Raw genomic sequence first — 15554 nt, 5'->3', positions numbered from 1 at the left:
GTGTTGAAGGCGGGGCATCTGAATCTCCTGCCTTGCTTAGACAAGGCCAAGGAATTGATTTTGGTTGATTCTGGCGGTGGGGAAGATGGTGGCGAGGTTGGTGTTCGGTAGAGTCTTGGAGAGGACTTCGCCCAAAACTGCGCGGTAGTCGGTGGTGATGGTGAGGTCGCGGCCTTCATTGAGCTGATGGTCTGCAAGGCCGGGCCATTTGCCGTAGACTTTGCCGCCTTTGACCTGGCCGCCAAGGACGAACATGGCATTGGCGTGGCCGTGGTCGGTGCCGCCGGTGCCGTTCTGGTGCGCGGTGCGACCGAATTCGGACATGGTGACGAGGGTGATCGACTCGGCGTCGTGGCCCATGTCGCGCCAGAAGGCGGCGATCGAGTCCGAAAAGTCGCGGAGGCGGTTGGCGAGCTGGCCGTCGGTGCTGCCCTGGTTCTGGTGGGTGTCCCAGCCGGTGATGTCGGTGAAGGCGGCTTCTACGCCCAGGTCTGCTTTGAGAAGCTGGGCGATCTGCTTCATGTTCTTGGCGAAGGAACTGTCGGGGTAGTTGGCGTCTGCGCTGGGCGTGTAGTGGCCGGGATCGGTGGCGCGGAGCATCTTGATGGCTTCGAAGGTGCTGTCTCCGGCGCTGTGGAGCAGGTTATCGCCAGACTGGCCGTACATGGATTCGAAGGCGTTGCTTACGGGGGCGGGTTTGGGGCCGCGGCCGCCTACGGCGAAGTCCTGCACGTTGCTGATGGCGAGGGCCGGGATGCGTCCGGCGAGGGTGCGCGGGACGTCTGGCGTTAGTGACACTGCGCGGAAGGCGGTGTGTGGCTGAGGGGTGTGGAGTGTTGCCTGGTGGAGCGGGGATGGTGCGTCTTCGGCTTGAAGGGCGCGGTTGAGCCAGCCGTCGCGGGTGCTCTTGAGGCCGGGGGTGCCGGATTCCATGTAGTCCTGGGCGTCGAAATGGGAGCGGGTGGTGTCGGGCGAGCCGGTGGCGTGGACGATGGCGAGGTGGCCCTGCCGGAAAAGCGGCTGGAGCGAGGCCATGGCGGGGTGCAGGCCGAAGAAGCCGTCCAGGTCGAGGACCTGCTTCTGCGGGATGGCGATGGTGGGACGCATGGCGTAGTAGTTCGGCTCGCGCCAGGGAACGACGATGTTGAGGCCGTCGGCGGCTCCGCGCTGGAAGATGACGACGAGGCGCTTGCCGTTGGCTTTGGCTTCAGCGGTCGCGGCCATGACGGCGCGGGTGAGGAAGGCGGGCATGGCTGCGGTGCCGGCGAGAGCGAGTGCGCCGTTGCGAAGGAAGAATCGTCTTGAGCTGTTTATGGCCTGCTTATTCATGGTCTGCTCCTGCATGGGTGACGCACCGCTAGCGGCGTTGAAATTCTGGTGAGCCGAGAAGAAGCCCGGCGAGTTGCGAATCCTGGCGGGCGAGTGCGGCCTGTCGCGCAGCTGCGGCTTTTTGCGGGTCTTTTTGCGTGTCGGCCGGCTTGGGTGGCGGAGTGGCGCTGGCTGGCTTTGCAGCTGCAGTGGCCGGTTGCGCGGTCTGCTGCGGTGTGGTCTGGCTCAGGACGGCGGTTCTTGTCTGATCGCTGATGCCGGTGGGGATGAGGCGGGCTTCGAGGCGTTGCTCGGCGTCGGCTGGGGTGTCCTCCGTTTTGCTGGCTGGCTCCTGCGGGAGTTCCCAGTTGGTGCTGATGTCGGGGTAGTGATTGGTGGCGAGCGAAAGGCCAAAGTTCATGCGGGTTACTAGCGCGCCGGTGCTGACCCACTCGTCCGACTTGGCGGAATAGCCGGTGGGCGGGACGCAGGCGTAGAGGGGCATGCCCATCTGGTTGAGGGCGTTGATGAGCGGCTGCGGGTTGGTTACGTCGGTGCCGCTGGCACGGGCTGCGGAGACGACGTATTCGAGCGGCGTCTTGACCTTGGCCTGGTAGATGGCGGGTGACCAGAATTCCGGGGAGTGGAGCATGGTTTTGAGGACCGACGGGATGTCGCCGTGGGTGCTGAGGAAGGTGTGGGCCATACGGCTTACGAGCGCGGGCGGAGGATTGTCGCTGACGAAGGCGATGGCCAGCTCCTGGGAAATGAAGTGCGCTGTGGCCGGGCTGGTCGCGAGCATGTGCAGGAGCTGGAGGCCTTCTTTCTGGCCGTTTTCCTTGATCTTTTTGCCGAGCACCAGCTTCTTGCCGGGCTCATGGCGGGATTCGTCGAACTTGAAGCCGCCGCCTTGTTGGGGCTTGCCAACGGTCCAGCCGGTGAAGACTTTGGCTACTTCGGTAACGTCCTTTTGCGTGTAGCCGCCGTTGACGCCGAGGGTATGGAGTTCCATTAACTCGCGGGCGTAGTTTTCATTCAGGCCGGGCGAGGTGGCTTTGGTGTCTTTGCCCTTGGCGGCGCGCTGCTTCTGCTTTTCTGCTGCCTGCGAGTCGGGGCCGGTGCTCTGGGAGTTATCGAGATAGAGGAGCATTGCCGGGCTTTCGGCGGTGGCGACTAACAGGTCTTCAAAGTTGCCGAGAGCCAGCGGGCGGATTACATCGCGCTCATAACTGACTAGGTAATATGGCTCTTCGTCGTTCTTGTGGAGATAGACGTTGAAGTGGTTGAGCCAGAAGGTGGTCATCACCTCCTGTAACTGGCGTGAGGAGTAGATATCGCGGAGGAGTTTCTGGGACTGAAGCTCTTCGACTACGGTACGGGTGGGGTTTTCGTAGCTGTGGAGATACTCCTGCTGCTCGGGGAGCAGGCCCTGAAGGAGCTGGGATTTCTGGGGGCCTTTGAGGCTGCTGCGGAACTGTTCGTACTCGTCCGGGCGCATGGAGACGATGCGGGTGATGCGCTGATCGGGTGGGAGGGCGAGGACGGACTTGACCAGGAGGTCGGTGAAGCTGGGACGGGCTGGAGCTTCGGGCTTGGGGGCGGCGACGGGCGTTGCAGGAGCGGGCGCAGCCATTGCGGTTGGCTGCATGGCCTGAGTTTGCATGGAGGGCTGCTTGTCTGACTTTGCCGCCTGCTTCTTTTCCTGCTTGTCTTGATAAAGGGCTATGTGGCGGCGGTAGACGGCGGCCAGCCAGGGGTCGGTGGGCATGGGGAGCTTGCCATTTTCCGTTTGGCGGATGATGCCGTTGCTGGGGTAGCGGTAGAGGAGTTCGCTGACGGGGAGAGCCAGGGAGGGGAACTGGGCAAGGCGGGCTTTGACTTCAGGGTCACGGATGTTGCCGGGGTGGAGCTGCTGGTCAAACCACTTGTCGACGCCGAGCTTCTGGACGGCGGCGATGTCCTGCGGGGTTGGACCAAAGGTGAAGCGATTGAGGAGATGGAGGGTGCGCTGGTCTTCGGTGAGCGCCGCCGAAGGCTGTGGGGTCTGCGGGGTCTGCGGCGACAGAGACTGGGCGGGCAGAATCTGAGCGGGGAGGAGCAGGGACAGAACCAGAGCGGAGATGGTACGAAGGCCGGTGGGCAAAGACTGGGACATACGGATTTCTCCTCGCGATGAGTTACTCAAGCAAATGTGGCTTAAGCAAACCTGGCGGAAAATGACGAGAGAACCAAAGGAGGCACTTGATACAGGGAGAGCATGTGCGGGTCAGCCGAGCGTTTCTGGCCGGACCCTGTGTTGTGGTAAACACTGGGGTGTCCGGGAAGTTGCTTCCTGCGGTGGAATTTTGTCGTGCGGTGATCGATCTGCACCATCTGCCGCAATGACCCTATGGGTTGCGGTGGGTTCGCACGTGGGCGCTATGGGCAGGGGACGAGGGCTTTCGGCCCGGTTAAATGATGCGGAGGAAAATCGGAGGAGAACCGGAACAGGCGGACGAAACGCGGAAAAGCCTTGAATCTACCGGTGATTCCGGGGTATACACAGGATACGAGTTGTCCGGTCCCCCAGACCTTTCCTGCAATGAAACATGGTTTGAATTCAGGAGTTCTTATGCGCAGTGCTGTGAAGAGCAATTTGCTGGTGCCGGAAATTCGCGAAGTGATGGATATTCGCCAGGCTTCGGATTATTTAGGGATTTCGCCGGACACGCTCTATAAATATGCTTCGGAGGCGTTTGTGCCGGCGTTCAAGTTGGGGAATCGATGGCGTTTCAAGCGTTCCCGATTGGATGAGTGGATGGACCGGCAGTCGGACCAGATGACGGCGATGCCTGAACCTGAGGTGGGTGGGAAGACTCGGAAGCCGGTTAAGGCTGCTTATTAGCTATTGATCGACTTTCTAGTAGGCCTTTGCTGGAATCGCAAGTCTCCTCGTAACACTCCTTGCTATCGGCGTGAAACTTTGGGTTGGCGGAGGGCTCATTTCTGCCGATCTTGCTACCTGGTTGTTTCCTGCCTTGAGCTTTCCGATATTTCTCTTTTCGTTGCGGTTTCGCCTTACGGGCTTGCTCGTATCTACGCTGATCCTGCTCGGAACTTTCTGTGCTACCTCCACTGCGAGAATCGAGGCTTGTCAAATCGGCGGCTGCGCGACGACTAACAAGCTGCTGATTATATTTGGTACATTGACCGGACTATTTAAGATGTGGACTGTGCTTTCAGTTTTACCTATCTGTCTTTACTTCGTTTGCCTGCTTCGAAAGCCCTCGGTGGGAGTGGCATCATAGGCTAAGTCTGCGCTCAGCGGCAGGAACTTGCGTAAATGCCGGTTCTCCTGCGGCCTTGGAATCGAACAGCAGATTCCCTCCGGAATGACAACCAGAAAGGCAAGAGCAAGTGCGAAGGCAGAGCCCTGAGCGGAAGCGGATTTGCGAGTTGACCACGGGCTGAGAGACCACCGCTTGGCGGTGGTGCGTTGGTTGGCGCGATTTCGAGCTTGGGAATGGTTCTGTTGGGCGTGATATATCTATCCGGATGAATGGGCGGATGAATTATTCGAAGCGGGTTGGATTGTTGCGGCGGCGAATGGCGGTGGAGAAGCTGGCCGGGTTGCTGGTGACGCATTTGCCGGATGTGCGGTGGCTTTGCGGGTTTACTGGGTCGAATGCGGCGCTGGCGGTGACGCGGCGCGGGGTCCGGTTGTTTACGGATGGGCGGTATATTGCTCAGGCTGCTGAGGAAGTCCAGGGCGGCAATTCTGGCGCGAAGGTAGAGATCGTGCCTTCTGCGGCTTCTTCGGCGGCGGTGCTTTGGCTGGCGGTACAGATTTCGGAGTCCGGCGCGGAGGGATCCGTCGGGATCGATGCTGCGCATACTACGGTTTCGGAGCTGGAGCGGTGGCGGGCGGCTTTGCCGGCGAAGCTGCGGCGGAAGCTGCTGGTGCCGGTGGGGTCGCTGGTGGAGCGGCTGCGGTGGCTGAAGGACGAGAATGAACTGGCGATTATGACCGAGGCTGCTGCCCTTGGCGACGATCTGTTTACGCACATGCTGGGGTTTATCCGGCCGGGGCAGACGGAGGTGGCGGTGGCTGCCGAGCTGGAGTACCAGGCGCGGGTGCGTGGGGCGGAGGGGATGTCGTTTGAGAGCATTGTGGCTGCTGGGGCCCGGTCGGCTCTGCCGCACGGCCGGGCGAGCATGGCGAAGCTGCCCCGGCGTGGATTTTTGACGCTCGACTTCGGTGTTATTCTTAAGGGTTATTGCTCGGATATGACCCGGACTGTGTGCCTGGGCAAACCGAGTGGTCGCGAGCGACAGGTGTATGAGACGGTGCTGGCGGCGCAGGAGTCCGCGGTAGCCTCTGTGATTGCCGGGGCCTCATGCGGTAGTGTGGATGAGGCGGCGCGGTCGATTTTGCGGGATGCCGGGATGGCTGAGGCGTTTTCACACTCGACCGGGCATGGCGTGGGGATTGAGATACACGAGGGTCCTCGCATCGGGGCCGGGCAGGAAGAGAAGCTGGCACCTGGCATGGTGATTACGATTGAGCCGGGTGTGTACTTTGCCGGTGAGTTTGGATTGCGGATTGAAGATATGGTGGCGGTGACGCGGACGGGTGGAACGGTATTGACGCGGTCGCCGAAGGCTTTGATTGAGCTTTGAGAAGCAGGGAATAGGGAACAGGAAATGCAACCGCAGATCCTTCGCTGCGCTCAGGATGACAACCAATTCATTTAGGATGACAACGAATTGGTTCGGAATGTTGGGACTTTTGTTGCTTTGGAATTGTTTGGGGAGTAAGAGCTAAACACTATGAAATCAGACGATATTGAACAGCTGAAAGAGCTGGTTGCGTTTTTGAAAGAGAACGAGATTGCCGAGTTCGATCTGGACCGGGGCGATCTCAAGGTGCGGTTGAAGTTTGCTTCCGCGATTGTCCCTCCGCCGCCTGCGCCTTCGTCGCAGCTGGATTTGGCTTCGCTGGCTCGGTTGATGGGTTCCGGGGCTGCTGCTCCGGTGGCGCATCTGCCGGCGGTGGCTGCGACTCCAGGTGCGCCTGCTGCTCCGGCTGCGCCTGCGGTTGAAGAAGAGGTGCTGCACATCATCAAGTCGCCGATTGTGGGCACCTTCTATGAGTCGCCTTCGCCGGGTTCTTCTGCGTTCGTCACGAGTGGCGACCGCATTGAGAAGGGCCAGGTGGTGTGCATTGTGGAAGCGATGAAGCTGATGAACGAGATCGAAGCCGACGCTGCCGGCGAGATTGTGAAGCGCCTGGTGACGAACGGCCAGCCCGTCGAGTACGGCCAACCCCTATTTGCGATTCGGACGACATAAATTGCCCATGTTGCGTAAAGTTTTGATTGCCAATCGCGGCGAAATTGCGCTGCGCGTGATTAGTGCCTGCAAAGAGCTGGGCATAAAGACGGTTGCTGTGTACAGCGAGGCGGATCGCAATTCGCTGCATGTGCGGTTTGCGGATGAGGCTATCTGCATTGGGCCGCCGCGACCGGGGGACAGCTATCTCAACGTGCCGGCAGTGATTTCGGCGGCTGAGATTGCGAATGTGGACGCGATTCACCCGGGGTACGGGTTGTTGAGCGAAAATGCCAACTTTGCCGAGGTTTGCCGGGTTTCGAATATCAAGTTCATTGGGCCTCCGCCGGAAGTGACTCGCCTGATGGGTGAGAAGGAAAAGGCGCGGCAGGCAATGAAGAAGGCCAATGTGCCGATTCTGCCTGGTTCTGACGGCGTGGTAGCCGATGCGGAGGAGGCGCTCAAGGTGGCGGAGGAAGTTGGGTATCCCGTCATTCTGAAGGCCAAGGCTGGTGGCGGCGGGCGTGGCATGCGCATCGTGCGGACTGCTGAGGAGTTGCCGAATCTGTATGCAGCGGCTTCGCAGGAGGCTGCCAATGCGTTTGGCAACGGCGAGATGTACATGGAAAAGTTCATCGAGCGGCCGCGGCATATCGAGTTCCAGGTGCTGGCCGATGAGCATGGGAATGTTGAGGTGCTGTTTGAGCGCGAGTGCTCGATTCAGCGGCGGCACCAGAAGCTGATCGAGGAGGCTCCGAGTCTGCAGGTCACGCCGCAGATCCGTGCCGAGATTACGGCAACGCTGAAGCGCTGCCTGACGGAGATTGGCTACCAGAACGCCGGGACGATCGAGTTCCTGATGGATGAGGATGGGTCGATCTACTTCATCGAAATGAATACGCGTATCCAGGTGGAGCACCCGGTGACGGAGGCGATTACTGGAGTCGATCTGGTCAAGGCGCAGTTGCGGATTGCTTCGGGCGAGCGGCTGGATGAGATCTTACCCAAGGATATACAGATTCGCGGACATGCCATCGAGTGCCGTATTAATGCGGAGCATCCGGTGAAGTTTACGCCGAGTGCGGGCAAGATTACGGTCTTCAACCTGCCCGGCGGGAATGGTGTTCGCGTGGATACGGCGCAGTATGCGGAAGGCGTGGTGCCGCCGTATTACGATTCGCTGATTGCCAAGCTGATTGTGCATGGCAAGGACCGCGAAGAGGCCATTGCGCGGATGGAGCGGGCGCTGGAGATGTTTGTGGTGCAGGGGATTGAGACTTCGATTCCGCTGCATCGGGAGATCTTCCAGGATCCGGACTTCCGGGCGGGGAATTTCGATACGAAGTTTATGGAGCGGTTCCTAGCCAATCGCGGTTGAGCCTTGTTCGGACGTATTTTGCAACAGCCTTCTCCTTGGAGAGGGCTGTTGTGTTTTTGCCGCCGTGTGAGACGCGGAGGAGGCATGGTTCGGTATGCTTTTTTTCATGGCGATCGTGATTCCGAAGGTTTATCCAATTCTTGATTCGTCCGTCATTCCCGGGAATGGCAGAGAGGCTTTTCTTGAGCGTTTGGGGAGAGCTTTAGCCGATGCTGGTGTGAAGCTTCTGGAGTACCGGAACAAGCCAGGGACGGATGCTGAAGTGCTGGCGGATGCGCTCGTGCTTCGCGCGGCACTGCCGGCTGGGCGGGTACGGCTGGTGATGGATGATCGGGTGGATGTGGCGCTGGCGGCGGGGTTTGACGGGGTGCATGTGGATGCGGGGGATTTGCCGGTGCCGGATGCGCGGCGCCTGCTGGGAGTTGAGCGCATTGTCGGGACCTCGGCGGGGGATGAGGCTCAGTTGATAGCGGCGTTAGTGACTCCGGTCGACTACGTGGCGTTCGGGCCGGTGTTTCCTACGACGACGAAGCAGACTTCGGCTTTGCCGATTGGGGTGGAGGGGGTGCGGCGGTTACGAGCGGCGGTTGGGCCGCAGGCGGTGCTGGTGGCTGCCGCTGGGATCACGTTGGAGACGGCACCGGAGATTTTAGCGGGGGGCGCAAACACGGTTGCTGTGGCTGCGGCGATCTTCCGCAGCGCTGATCCTGCGGCAGAATTTCGGCGGTGGGTTGCTGCGTTAGAGTAGGGCTTGAAGAATCCACAAGACTTTTTTGTTTCATTCGGGTAGAAACTAAACTAGTGACGATCCCGACTGAATCCCTGAAAAATCAAGTTGCTGCCGACGGCAGTGTGCGTTCCGCTGAGAGTGGTCCCCAGATGGTGCAGTCGCTCGGGCTTTTCAGCTCGACTGCGATTGTGATCGGGTCGATGATCGGTTCGGGCATTTTTCTGGTAAATGCAGAGATTGCGCGAACGACGGACTCGCCGGCGCTTTTTATCGGCGCGTGGGTAATCACAGCGGTGATGACGATCATTGGTGCGCTGAGCTATGGCGAGCTCGCGGCGATGATGCCGACGGCTGGTGGGCAGTATGTCTATCTGCGCGAATCGCTGGGGCCGCTGTGCGGCTTCTTGTATGGGTGGACGCTATTTCTGGTGATCCAGACGGGGACGATTGCTGCGGTGGCAGTCGGTTTTGGGAAGTTCCTCGGGGTTTTCTTTCCTTCGATTTCGAGTACGCATTGGCTTTGGCATATTGCGCATGTGCCGACGGTCCAGATTGGGCCGATGGCGCTGGGGAATATGGAGATCGGGATCAGCACCGCGAATCTGACGGGAATCGTCGTGGTTCTGTTGCTGGCGTTTGTAAATGTGTTTGGCGTGAAGCTTGGTTCGTTGATCCAGAATGTTTTCACTACGGCGAAGGGGCTTTCGCTGGCAGCCTTGATCGCGTTGGGATTTACCGTTGGACGGAATGCGATTGCATGGAGAGCAAATTTCGGCGACGGGCTGAGCGCGTTCTGGCGAAATGCGAGTTGGGAGGCGCTGCATCCGGTGCAGGTGGGCGCGGGTGGGCCCACTGTGATGGTGAACCTCCTCATCGTGCTGGCGGTGGTGCAGGTGGGGTCGCTTTTTTCGGCGGATGCGTGGAACAACATCACGTTTACGGCGGGCGAGGTCAAGAATCCGAAGCGCAATATTCCGCTTTCGCTGGTGCTGGGGACGGGGTTTGTGCTGACGGCGTTCCTGCTGGCTTCCCTGGCTTACCTGCTGGTGCTGCCGTTGCATGGAGACCCGCACGGGACGACAGTGCTGGCGCGCGGGATTCAGTATGCGTCCGAGGACCGGGTCGGAACGGCGACGCTGGAGCAGATATTTGGGTCGGCTGGTGCGTTCCTGATGGCTGGAGCGATCCTGGTTTCGACGTTTGGCTGCGCCAACGGGCTGACCATGGCCGGGGCTCGGGTGTACTACGCGATGAGCAGGGATGGATTGTTCTTCAAGTCGGTGGGCAAGCTCAGTCCGAAATACAAGACTCCGGTGGCCGGTCTGGTGGTACAGGCGGTGTGGGCTTCGGTGCTTTGCATTTCTGGTTCGTATGGGCAACTGCTTGATTACATTGTATTTGCTGTGCTTCTGTTCTATATTCTTACTATCGTGGGGCTGTTTGTCTTACGGGTAAAGAAGCCCCGCGAGCCGCGACCCTACAAGGCGCTGGGGTATCCGGTGCTGCCGGCTCTCTACATTGTGATGGCGGGATGGATCTGTATCGTATTATTGCGATACAAGCCGCAATATACCTGGCCCGGATTGATCATCGTACTGCTTGGCATTCCGGTTTATCTCTTCTGGACGCGGCGTGGTCGAGTAGGCGTCGCATAGACATCTGATTTCCATTTCACCGTAAAGGAAGGCTCCTTTTCATGTCCCGATTGATGCGCATCAAGCCGCTCTCGCTTCTCTCGTTAGAAGCAGGAGAAGAAGGCGAGCACACACTCAAGCGATCCCTGGGAGCTTTGAATCTGGTCACGCTTGGTATAGGCGCCGTTATTGGTGCTGGTATTTTCACGCTGACCGGGACGGCTGCTGCACTGCATGCTGGACCTGCTGTGGCGCTGAGTTTCATCCTTGCCGGGTTTACCTGTGCTTTTGCCGGCTTGTGCTACGCGGAGTTCGCATCGATCATTCCCATCGCTGGGTCGGCATATACCTATGGCTACGCGACTTTGGGCGAACTGGTGGCGTGGATCATTGGTTGGGATCTGTGCCTGGAGTACGCCTTTGGCGCTGCGACGGTGGCTTCGGGCTGGGCGGCGTATTTCAACAGTCTTCTCCAGCAGGTGGGCATCGTAATCCCGCCTCCGCTTACAACAACGACGGGGACTGTCCTGGTGAGATATCAAGGCATCTGGATAGAGAAGATGTCCTTGCCACCTGGTGTGAGTGACGTGGGTCTGCAACATGCGACTGGCCTGTTCAACCTGGTTGCCGTACTGATTGTGGCAGTGGTTACGACGATCCTGGTCGTGGGTATCAAGGAATCGGCCAACTTCAACTCCGCGATCGTGATTGTGAAGCTGGGAATCGTAGGTGTATTCCTGGTGATCGGCGGTTACTTCCTGTTCAAGCATCCTGAGGTTGCGAGCCGCAACTGGCACCCGTTTATTCCTCCTTCAGACGGACACGGCAATTTTGGGTGGGGTGGCATTCCGACCGCGGCAGCTTCGATTTTCTTTGCTTACATTGGATTCGATGCTGTCTCGACTGCAGCGCAGGAGGCTAAGAATCCGAAGCGGGATATGCCGATCGGTATTCTGGGCTCTCTGGTTGTCTGCACGATCCTGTACATTCTGGTATCACTTGTGCTGACCGGGCTGGTCAGCTATAAGACCCTGAATGTTTCGGCTCCCGTGGCACTGGCTATTGACGCGACCGGAGTGGGCTGGGGATCGATTCTGGTCAAGATAGGTGCGGTGTTTGGTCTGGCGACCGTAATGCTGGTGATGCTGCTCGGCCAGTCGCGCGTTTTCTATTCGATGTCGAAAGATGGCCTGCTGCCGAAATGGGCTTCAGCGATTCATCCGAGGTTCCGAACTCCGTGGATTACGACGATCATATTCGGCGCATTTGCAGCGATCATGCCGGCTGTCTTCAATATTGACGTGCTGTCGCAACTGGTCAATATCGGTACGCTTCTGGCGTTCACGATTGTATGCGCTGGCGTCTGGATTCTGCGTGTGCGCAACCCAAAACTGGAGCGGCCGTTCAAGACTCCGCTGGTGCCGCTGGTGCCGATTCTGGGAATTGTCTCGGCTGTTTACCTCATGTCTCGGCTGACTCTTTTCACTTGGGGAGTGATGATTGTCTGGTTACTCCTTGGACTGATTATCTATTTTGGATACTCGATCAAACACAGCAAGGTCCAGGCGTTGCCTGAGTCTTCGCAGACAAACTGACCTGACGGATCGCAAATAGAAACGGCCTCCTGCGAGGGAGGCCGTTTCTATTTGTGTACTGAGAGGGATTGCTTACGCTGTAGCCTTGGCGCAAAGTTCGTCGAAGGCGCGGGTGAGTTCGCCGGCGATCTGCGGGGCGGTGCTGGACTCGATGATGTAGCGCTGCATGAGGTAGACGAGCTTGCCGTCGCGGAGGATGCCGATAGCGGGCGATGTCGGTGGCTGGCCGGCGAAGTAGGAGCGGGCACGCTCGGTGGCTTCGCGGTCCTGGCCTGCGAATACGGTGATGCTCTGGTCGGGCAGCGTTGCGTGTTGCAGAGCCATGCGGACGCCGGGGCGCATCTTGCCGGCCGCACAGCCACAGATCGAGTTGACGACCAGCATGGTTGTGCCGGGTTTGGCGAGGGCGGCGTCAACTTCTTCCGCAGAACGGGCTTCCTGGATGCCGGCGCGGGTGAGTTCTTCGCGCATCGGTATGACCATGACTTCGGGATACATGTGGTTCTCCTTGGGTGCTTTCAGTTGCTCGACTTGTCAAAAGCTTACAGGTAGTTGATTCGTTTTGAGTTGCTTGGATTCATTCCGCCGGCAGATCACGGGCTTTCCAGCCGGTGGCTTGGAAAATTGTCGAAGGTTGTGCGCACGAAAGATCACTCCTTCTCGCGCCCGTAACCACCTGTGCATATCTTACTCCCGGCGGGGATGCCGGGAAACTGAGGAATTGGTCAAAACGTGCTGGGGCGTGCCGGGGATGGTGCGGGGGACGCTAGACGGCGGGTTTGCAGTCACATTTTCGCGAGTGTACTGAACGGGCGAGCCAAAGGCTGGTAGCAATAAGGACGACCCAGAGCAATACGCGAGCTTCCCGGGGAAGATTGAGCCAAGCTCCGCAGGCGGCTACGGTGGCTGCTCCGGCCAGGCAGGTTGTCGTGCGCAGGATCGATTGGGAGCGACGGCGGAGGATTCTCCATAGGGCAAAGAGGAAAATCGCCAGGCCTCCGATTTCGAAGCCACGTTGGGCGTATCCGGCTGCGGCGAAGGAACCGGAGAGTGCCATCCAGCAGAGGGGGCATTTGGGGAGCAGAAGGCTGGCCGCAGCACCGGCGCTGCCGAGGAGGCTTTGCGCCGGTGTGCTGCGGATTGACGGTTTCAGCGGGATCGGTGTGGTGGCCAATGCTTCTGCTCCGGTTTGGTGGGGCTAGAGTGCGGCTGCGCCGGCTTCGGCTACTGCGTGGTCCTGGTCGCCCGAGCCGCCGCTCACGCCGATGGCGCCAACGACTTTTCCGTCCTGCTTGAGGGGGATGCCGCCGGCGAAGATCATGATTTTGCCGTCGTTGCTGGCGTGGATGCCGAAGAACTGGTTGCCGGACTGCGAGTGGGTTGCGAGGTCTTTCGTGGCGATGTCGAAGGCGCGCGAGGTGTATGCCTTCTTGATGGAGATATCGATGCTGCCGATCCAGGCTCCGTCCATGCGAGCGTGTGAGATCAGGTTGCCGCCGGCGTCGGCTACGGCGATGTTCATTGGCTGACCGATTTCGGCGGCTTTGGCCTCGGCGGCTTCGATGATGCGTTTTGCGTCTTTCAGGGTGATCATGAGTACTCCTACAGCGGGTTAGCGCGCTTGGCGCGTTAGCGAGTCAGCAAGTGAGCTGGATTCGTTCAGTGTTTGCAGCACGAGGTTGATTTGGCCTCTTTTTCTGCTGCGGCGGATGGTGGGACGTCGTTGGCTGGGTTTTCGTCGAAGAAGCCGTTGGGCTTGAGTAGGAAGCCGATGTAGGCAGTGGGCATGACGGGGTAGTCTTCGGGGCGCGGGATATGCGTGTGGCCGAAGGTGTACCAGAAGACGAGATCGGTGTCGGCGATGTTGCGGTTGGCCTGGACCCAGGTTTCGAGTCCTGCACCGCCGGTGCTCTGGTTGGGATAGTCGCCGGCGGCGAACTTCTCGTCTGGATGGTAGGGTGTGACCCAGACGTGATGGTCTACGAAGCGGGCACGCTTGCGCCACCAGGCGTTCGGCGAGGCGAGGGGAAAGGCGTTGTCGCCGGGGAAGAACTTGTAGCCGGTGGGATAGCCCATGGCGTTCTTGACGCTGGGGTTGATGATCTTCCATGCGCGGCCGGTTTCCAGGTTGAGATGAGCGAGGGATTGCTGCTCGGTCTCGAGGTTGGTGGCTTTGAGGTAGAAGGCGTTTTCGAAGGAGTTGGCTTCGCCGAGCTCTTCGGCAACCGCGTCTAGCTGCTGGACGGTGTTGCGCAGGCCGTCGATGCCGAAGTCGAGGCGCATGTTGAAGAAGTGCTGGTGGTTGGGGGCGTAGAGCAGCGGGGCAATCACGGTACCGTACTTGGGCCGGTCGCCTTCGCGGACGGTGGCCAGTGAGAGGATGCCGGTGAGCTTGATTTCAAACTGGATGTTGCCGTCCTGGTAGAAGTACCAGAAGAATCCGTATTCGTAGTTTTCGACTGTGGAGACGGACGAGATCACGAGGCGGCGGGAGCGACGAACTTCCGGGGTGTCTGGAAGACGGCGGTCGGTGTGCTTCCAGAGGATGCCGTAGTCTTCTTCATGGATGCAGATGGCATTGGGGATGGTGAGTGCGCCGCCACGGCTGTCGGTCATGTGCGCGTCAAGGTACTGAATGTAGCCGAGGCAGTCGCAGCCGAGGCGCAGGCTGTTGGCGCACATTCCCATGCCGTATTCGCCGACGTCGAAGGCGTTTTTCCGAACCTGCTGGGGCTGGGGATCGCCGTAGGGCACGACCATTTCTGTGAGTGAGGCGCGGTAGAGGATGGGGCGCTTCTTGCCTTTGTCGGTGTAGCGGATGTCGTGGAGGGTGAGGCCTTCGCGGGCGTTGAAGCCGATGACGATATCCCATTTCTGCCAGGCGATGCTGTTGCCGTTCATGGTGAAGCTGGGGCCTTCGGGCTGGGTGATGACGAGCGGCTTGATGTCGGTGCGCTGGTTTGGAACTCGGGCGGCGGCGTAGTTGCCAGACTGCGGTGGGAGAGGCCACTGGCCGTATTCCTCGACGCGAATCACTTTCATCAGGTTGAGATCGACGACGGGGCGGATGCCTTCGATGGGGCGGGCGTAGCCGTTGTCGGTTGCGTCGGAGCGGAGGAAGCAGAGCGGGCGGGTTAGGCGGCGGGTGCTGTCTTCTTCAGAGCCGTAGTTGCCGGCACTCCAGATATCGACCATGACAAGGGAAGTGTCGGTGATGCCGTACTGACGCTCGAGTGCAGCCCGGAATTCTTCACTGTGGATGACGGCGTGTTCGCACTCGACCTGTTCGTCGATGGAGAGCGTGGGCTGTGAGCCTGCAGGCGCTGTCGTTTGAGCGGTGACTTTGTCCTGGGTGAGGTTGAGAGTTACGGTATATGCGGTGTTGAGACCGTTGTCGAAGAGGACGGCGTCGGCTTCGCGATCCGGAGTCGCAGACGTTGGCAAAGCATAGATTGCGGCCTTGTCTGGCTCGTGGAGGGTGATGCTGATGATGCGGGTGGTCGCGGTGAAGGCGGGAAGACTCTTCAGGAGAGTGACGGCCTGGGCGACTTCTGGGGCAGTAAGTGGTTCGAGTGGGTGGAACGGCATTTGGGCGATGT

General features: G+C 59.5%; 13 protein-coding genes. 7 read left to right on the top strand and 6 right to left on the bottom strand.

Features of this window, described 5'->3' with window-relative positions:
• Positions 1-36: 36 nt before the first annotated feature.
• Positions 37-1329 carry a DUF1501 domain-containing protein gene (locus AC5S27_RS13285; RefSeq protein ID WP_493935039.1) on the bottom strand — a complete coding sequence of 431 codons (1293 nt, stop codon included), beginning with the start codon at positions 1327-1329 and terminating at the stop codon, positions 37-39.
• A 28-nt stretch (positions 1330-1357) separates the two neighbouring features.
• Positions 1358-3463, bottom strand: coding sequence for a DUF1800 domain-containing protein (locus AC5S27_RS13280; protein ID WP_493935038.1), 2106 nt, complete (start codon positions 3461-3463; stop codon positions 1358-1360).
• A gap of 456 nt (positions 3464-3919) precedes the next feature.
• Here AC5S27_RS13280 and AC5S27_RS13275 point away from each other — a divergent pair, with 456 nt between their 5' ends.
• The 7 genes from AC5S27_RS13275 (at position 3920) to AC5S27_RS13245 (ending at position 11955) form a co-directional block, all read left to right on the top strand.
• A complete protein-coding gene (locus AC5S27_RS13275) occupies positions 3920-4192 on the top strand; it encodes a helix-turn-helix domain-containing protein (protein ID WP_493935037.1) in 273 nt (90 codons plus the stop codon).
• 662 nt (positions 4193-4854) lie between these two features.
• Complete coding sequence (locus tag AC5S27_RS13270; protein ID WP_493935036.1) at positions 4855-5967, top strand: M24 family metallopeptidase; 1113 nt, start codon at positions 4855-4857, stop codon at positions 5965-5967.
• A 150-nt stretch (positions 5968-6117) separates the two neighbouring features.
• On the top strand, positions 6118-6639 hold the full coding sequence (gene accB, locus AC5S27_RS13265; protein WP_493935035.1) for an acetyl-CoA carboxylase biotin carboxyl carrier protein: 522 nt from the start codon (positions 6118-6120) through the stop codon (positions 6637-6639).
• A 7-nt stretch (positions 6640-6646) separates the two neighbouring features.
• Positions 6647-7996, top strand: a complete 1350-nt coding sequence (gene accC, locus AC5S27_RS13260; protein WP_493935034.1) for an acetyl-CoA carboxylase biotin carboxylase subunit — start codon at positions 6647-6649, stop codon at positions 7994-7996.
• 94 nt (positions 7997-8090) lie between these two features.
• Positions 8091-8744: a thiamine phosphate synthase gene (gene thiE, locus AC5S27_RS13255; protein ID WP_493935033.1), complete on the top strand. Its 654-nt coding sequence runs from the start codon at positions 8091-8093 to the stop codon at positions 8742-8744.
• A 131-nt stretch (positions 8745-8875) separates the two neighbouring features.
• Positions 8876-10381: an APC family permease gene (locus AC5S27_RS13250; RefSeq protein WP_493937314.1), complete on the top strand. Its 1506-nt coding sequence runs from the start codon at positions 8876-8878 to the stop codon at positions 10379-10381.
• Between the two features lie 41 nt (positions 10382-10422).
• Positions 10423-11955 (top strand): amino acid permease, encoded by a 1533-nt coding sequence (locus AC5S27_RS13245; RefSeq protein ID WP_493935032.1) that lies wholly within the window; start codon positions 10423-10425, stop codon positions 11953-11955.
• A 72-nt stretch (positions 11956-12027) separates the two neighbouring features.
• Here the strand turns inward: AC5S27_RS13245 and AC5S27_RS13240 are convergent, their stop codons facing one another.
• The 4 genes from AC5S27_RS13240 to AC5S27_RS13225 all read right to left on the bottom strand — a co-directional run bounded on the left by AC5S27_RS13240 (position 12028) and on the right by AC5S27_RS13225 (position 15543).
• Positions 12028-12453 (bottom strand): BrxA/BrxB family bacilliredoxin, encoded by a 426-nt coding sequence (locus AC5S27_RS13240; RefSeq protein ID WP_493935031.1) that lies wholly within the window; start codon positions 12451-12453, stop codon positions 12028-12030.
• A gap of 268 nt (positions 12454-12721) precedes the next feature.
• Positions 12722-13129, bottom strand: coding sequence for a hypothetical protein (locus tag AC5S27_RS13235; RefSeq protein WP_493935030.1), 408 nt, complete (start codon positions 13127-13129; stop codon positions 12722-12724).
• Positions 13130-13153: 24 nt separating this feature from the next.
• Positions 13154-13549: a GlcG/HbpS family heme-binding protein gene (locus tag AC5S27_RS13230; RefSeq protein WP_493935029.1), complete on the bottom strand. Its 396-nt coding sequence runs from the start codon at positions 13547-13549 to the stop codon at positions 13154-13156.
• A gap of 65 nt (positions 13550-13614) precedes the next feature.
• Positions 13615-15543 carry a primary-amine oxidase gene (locus AC5S27_RS13225; protein WP_493935028.1) on the bottom strand — a complete coding sequence of 643 codons (1929 nt, stop codon included), beginning with the start codon at positions 15541-15543 and terminating at the stop codon, positions 13615-13617.
• Positions 15544-15554 lie beyond the last annotated feature (11 nt).

Source organism: Acidicapsa borealis (assembly GCF_059115245.1).
The sequence above is the reverse complement of the archived record's forward strand: the minus strand, read 5'-3'. Positions and strand labels throughout refer to the sequence as shown.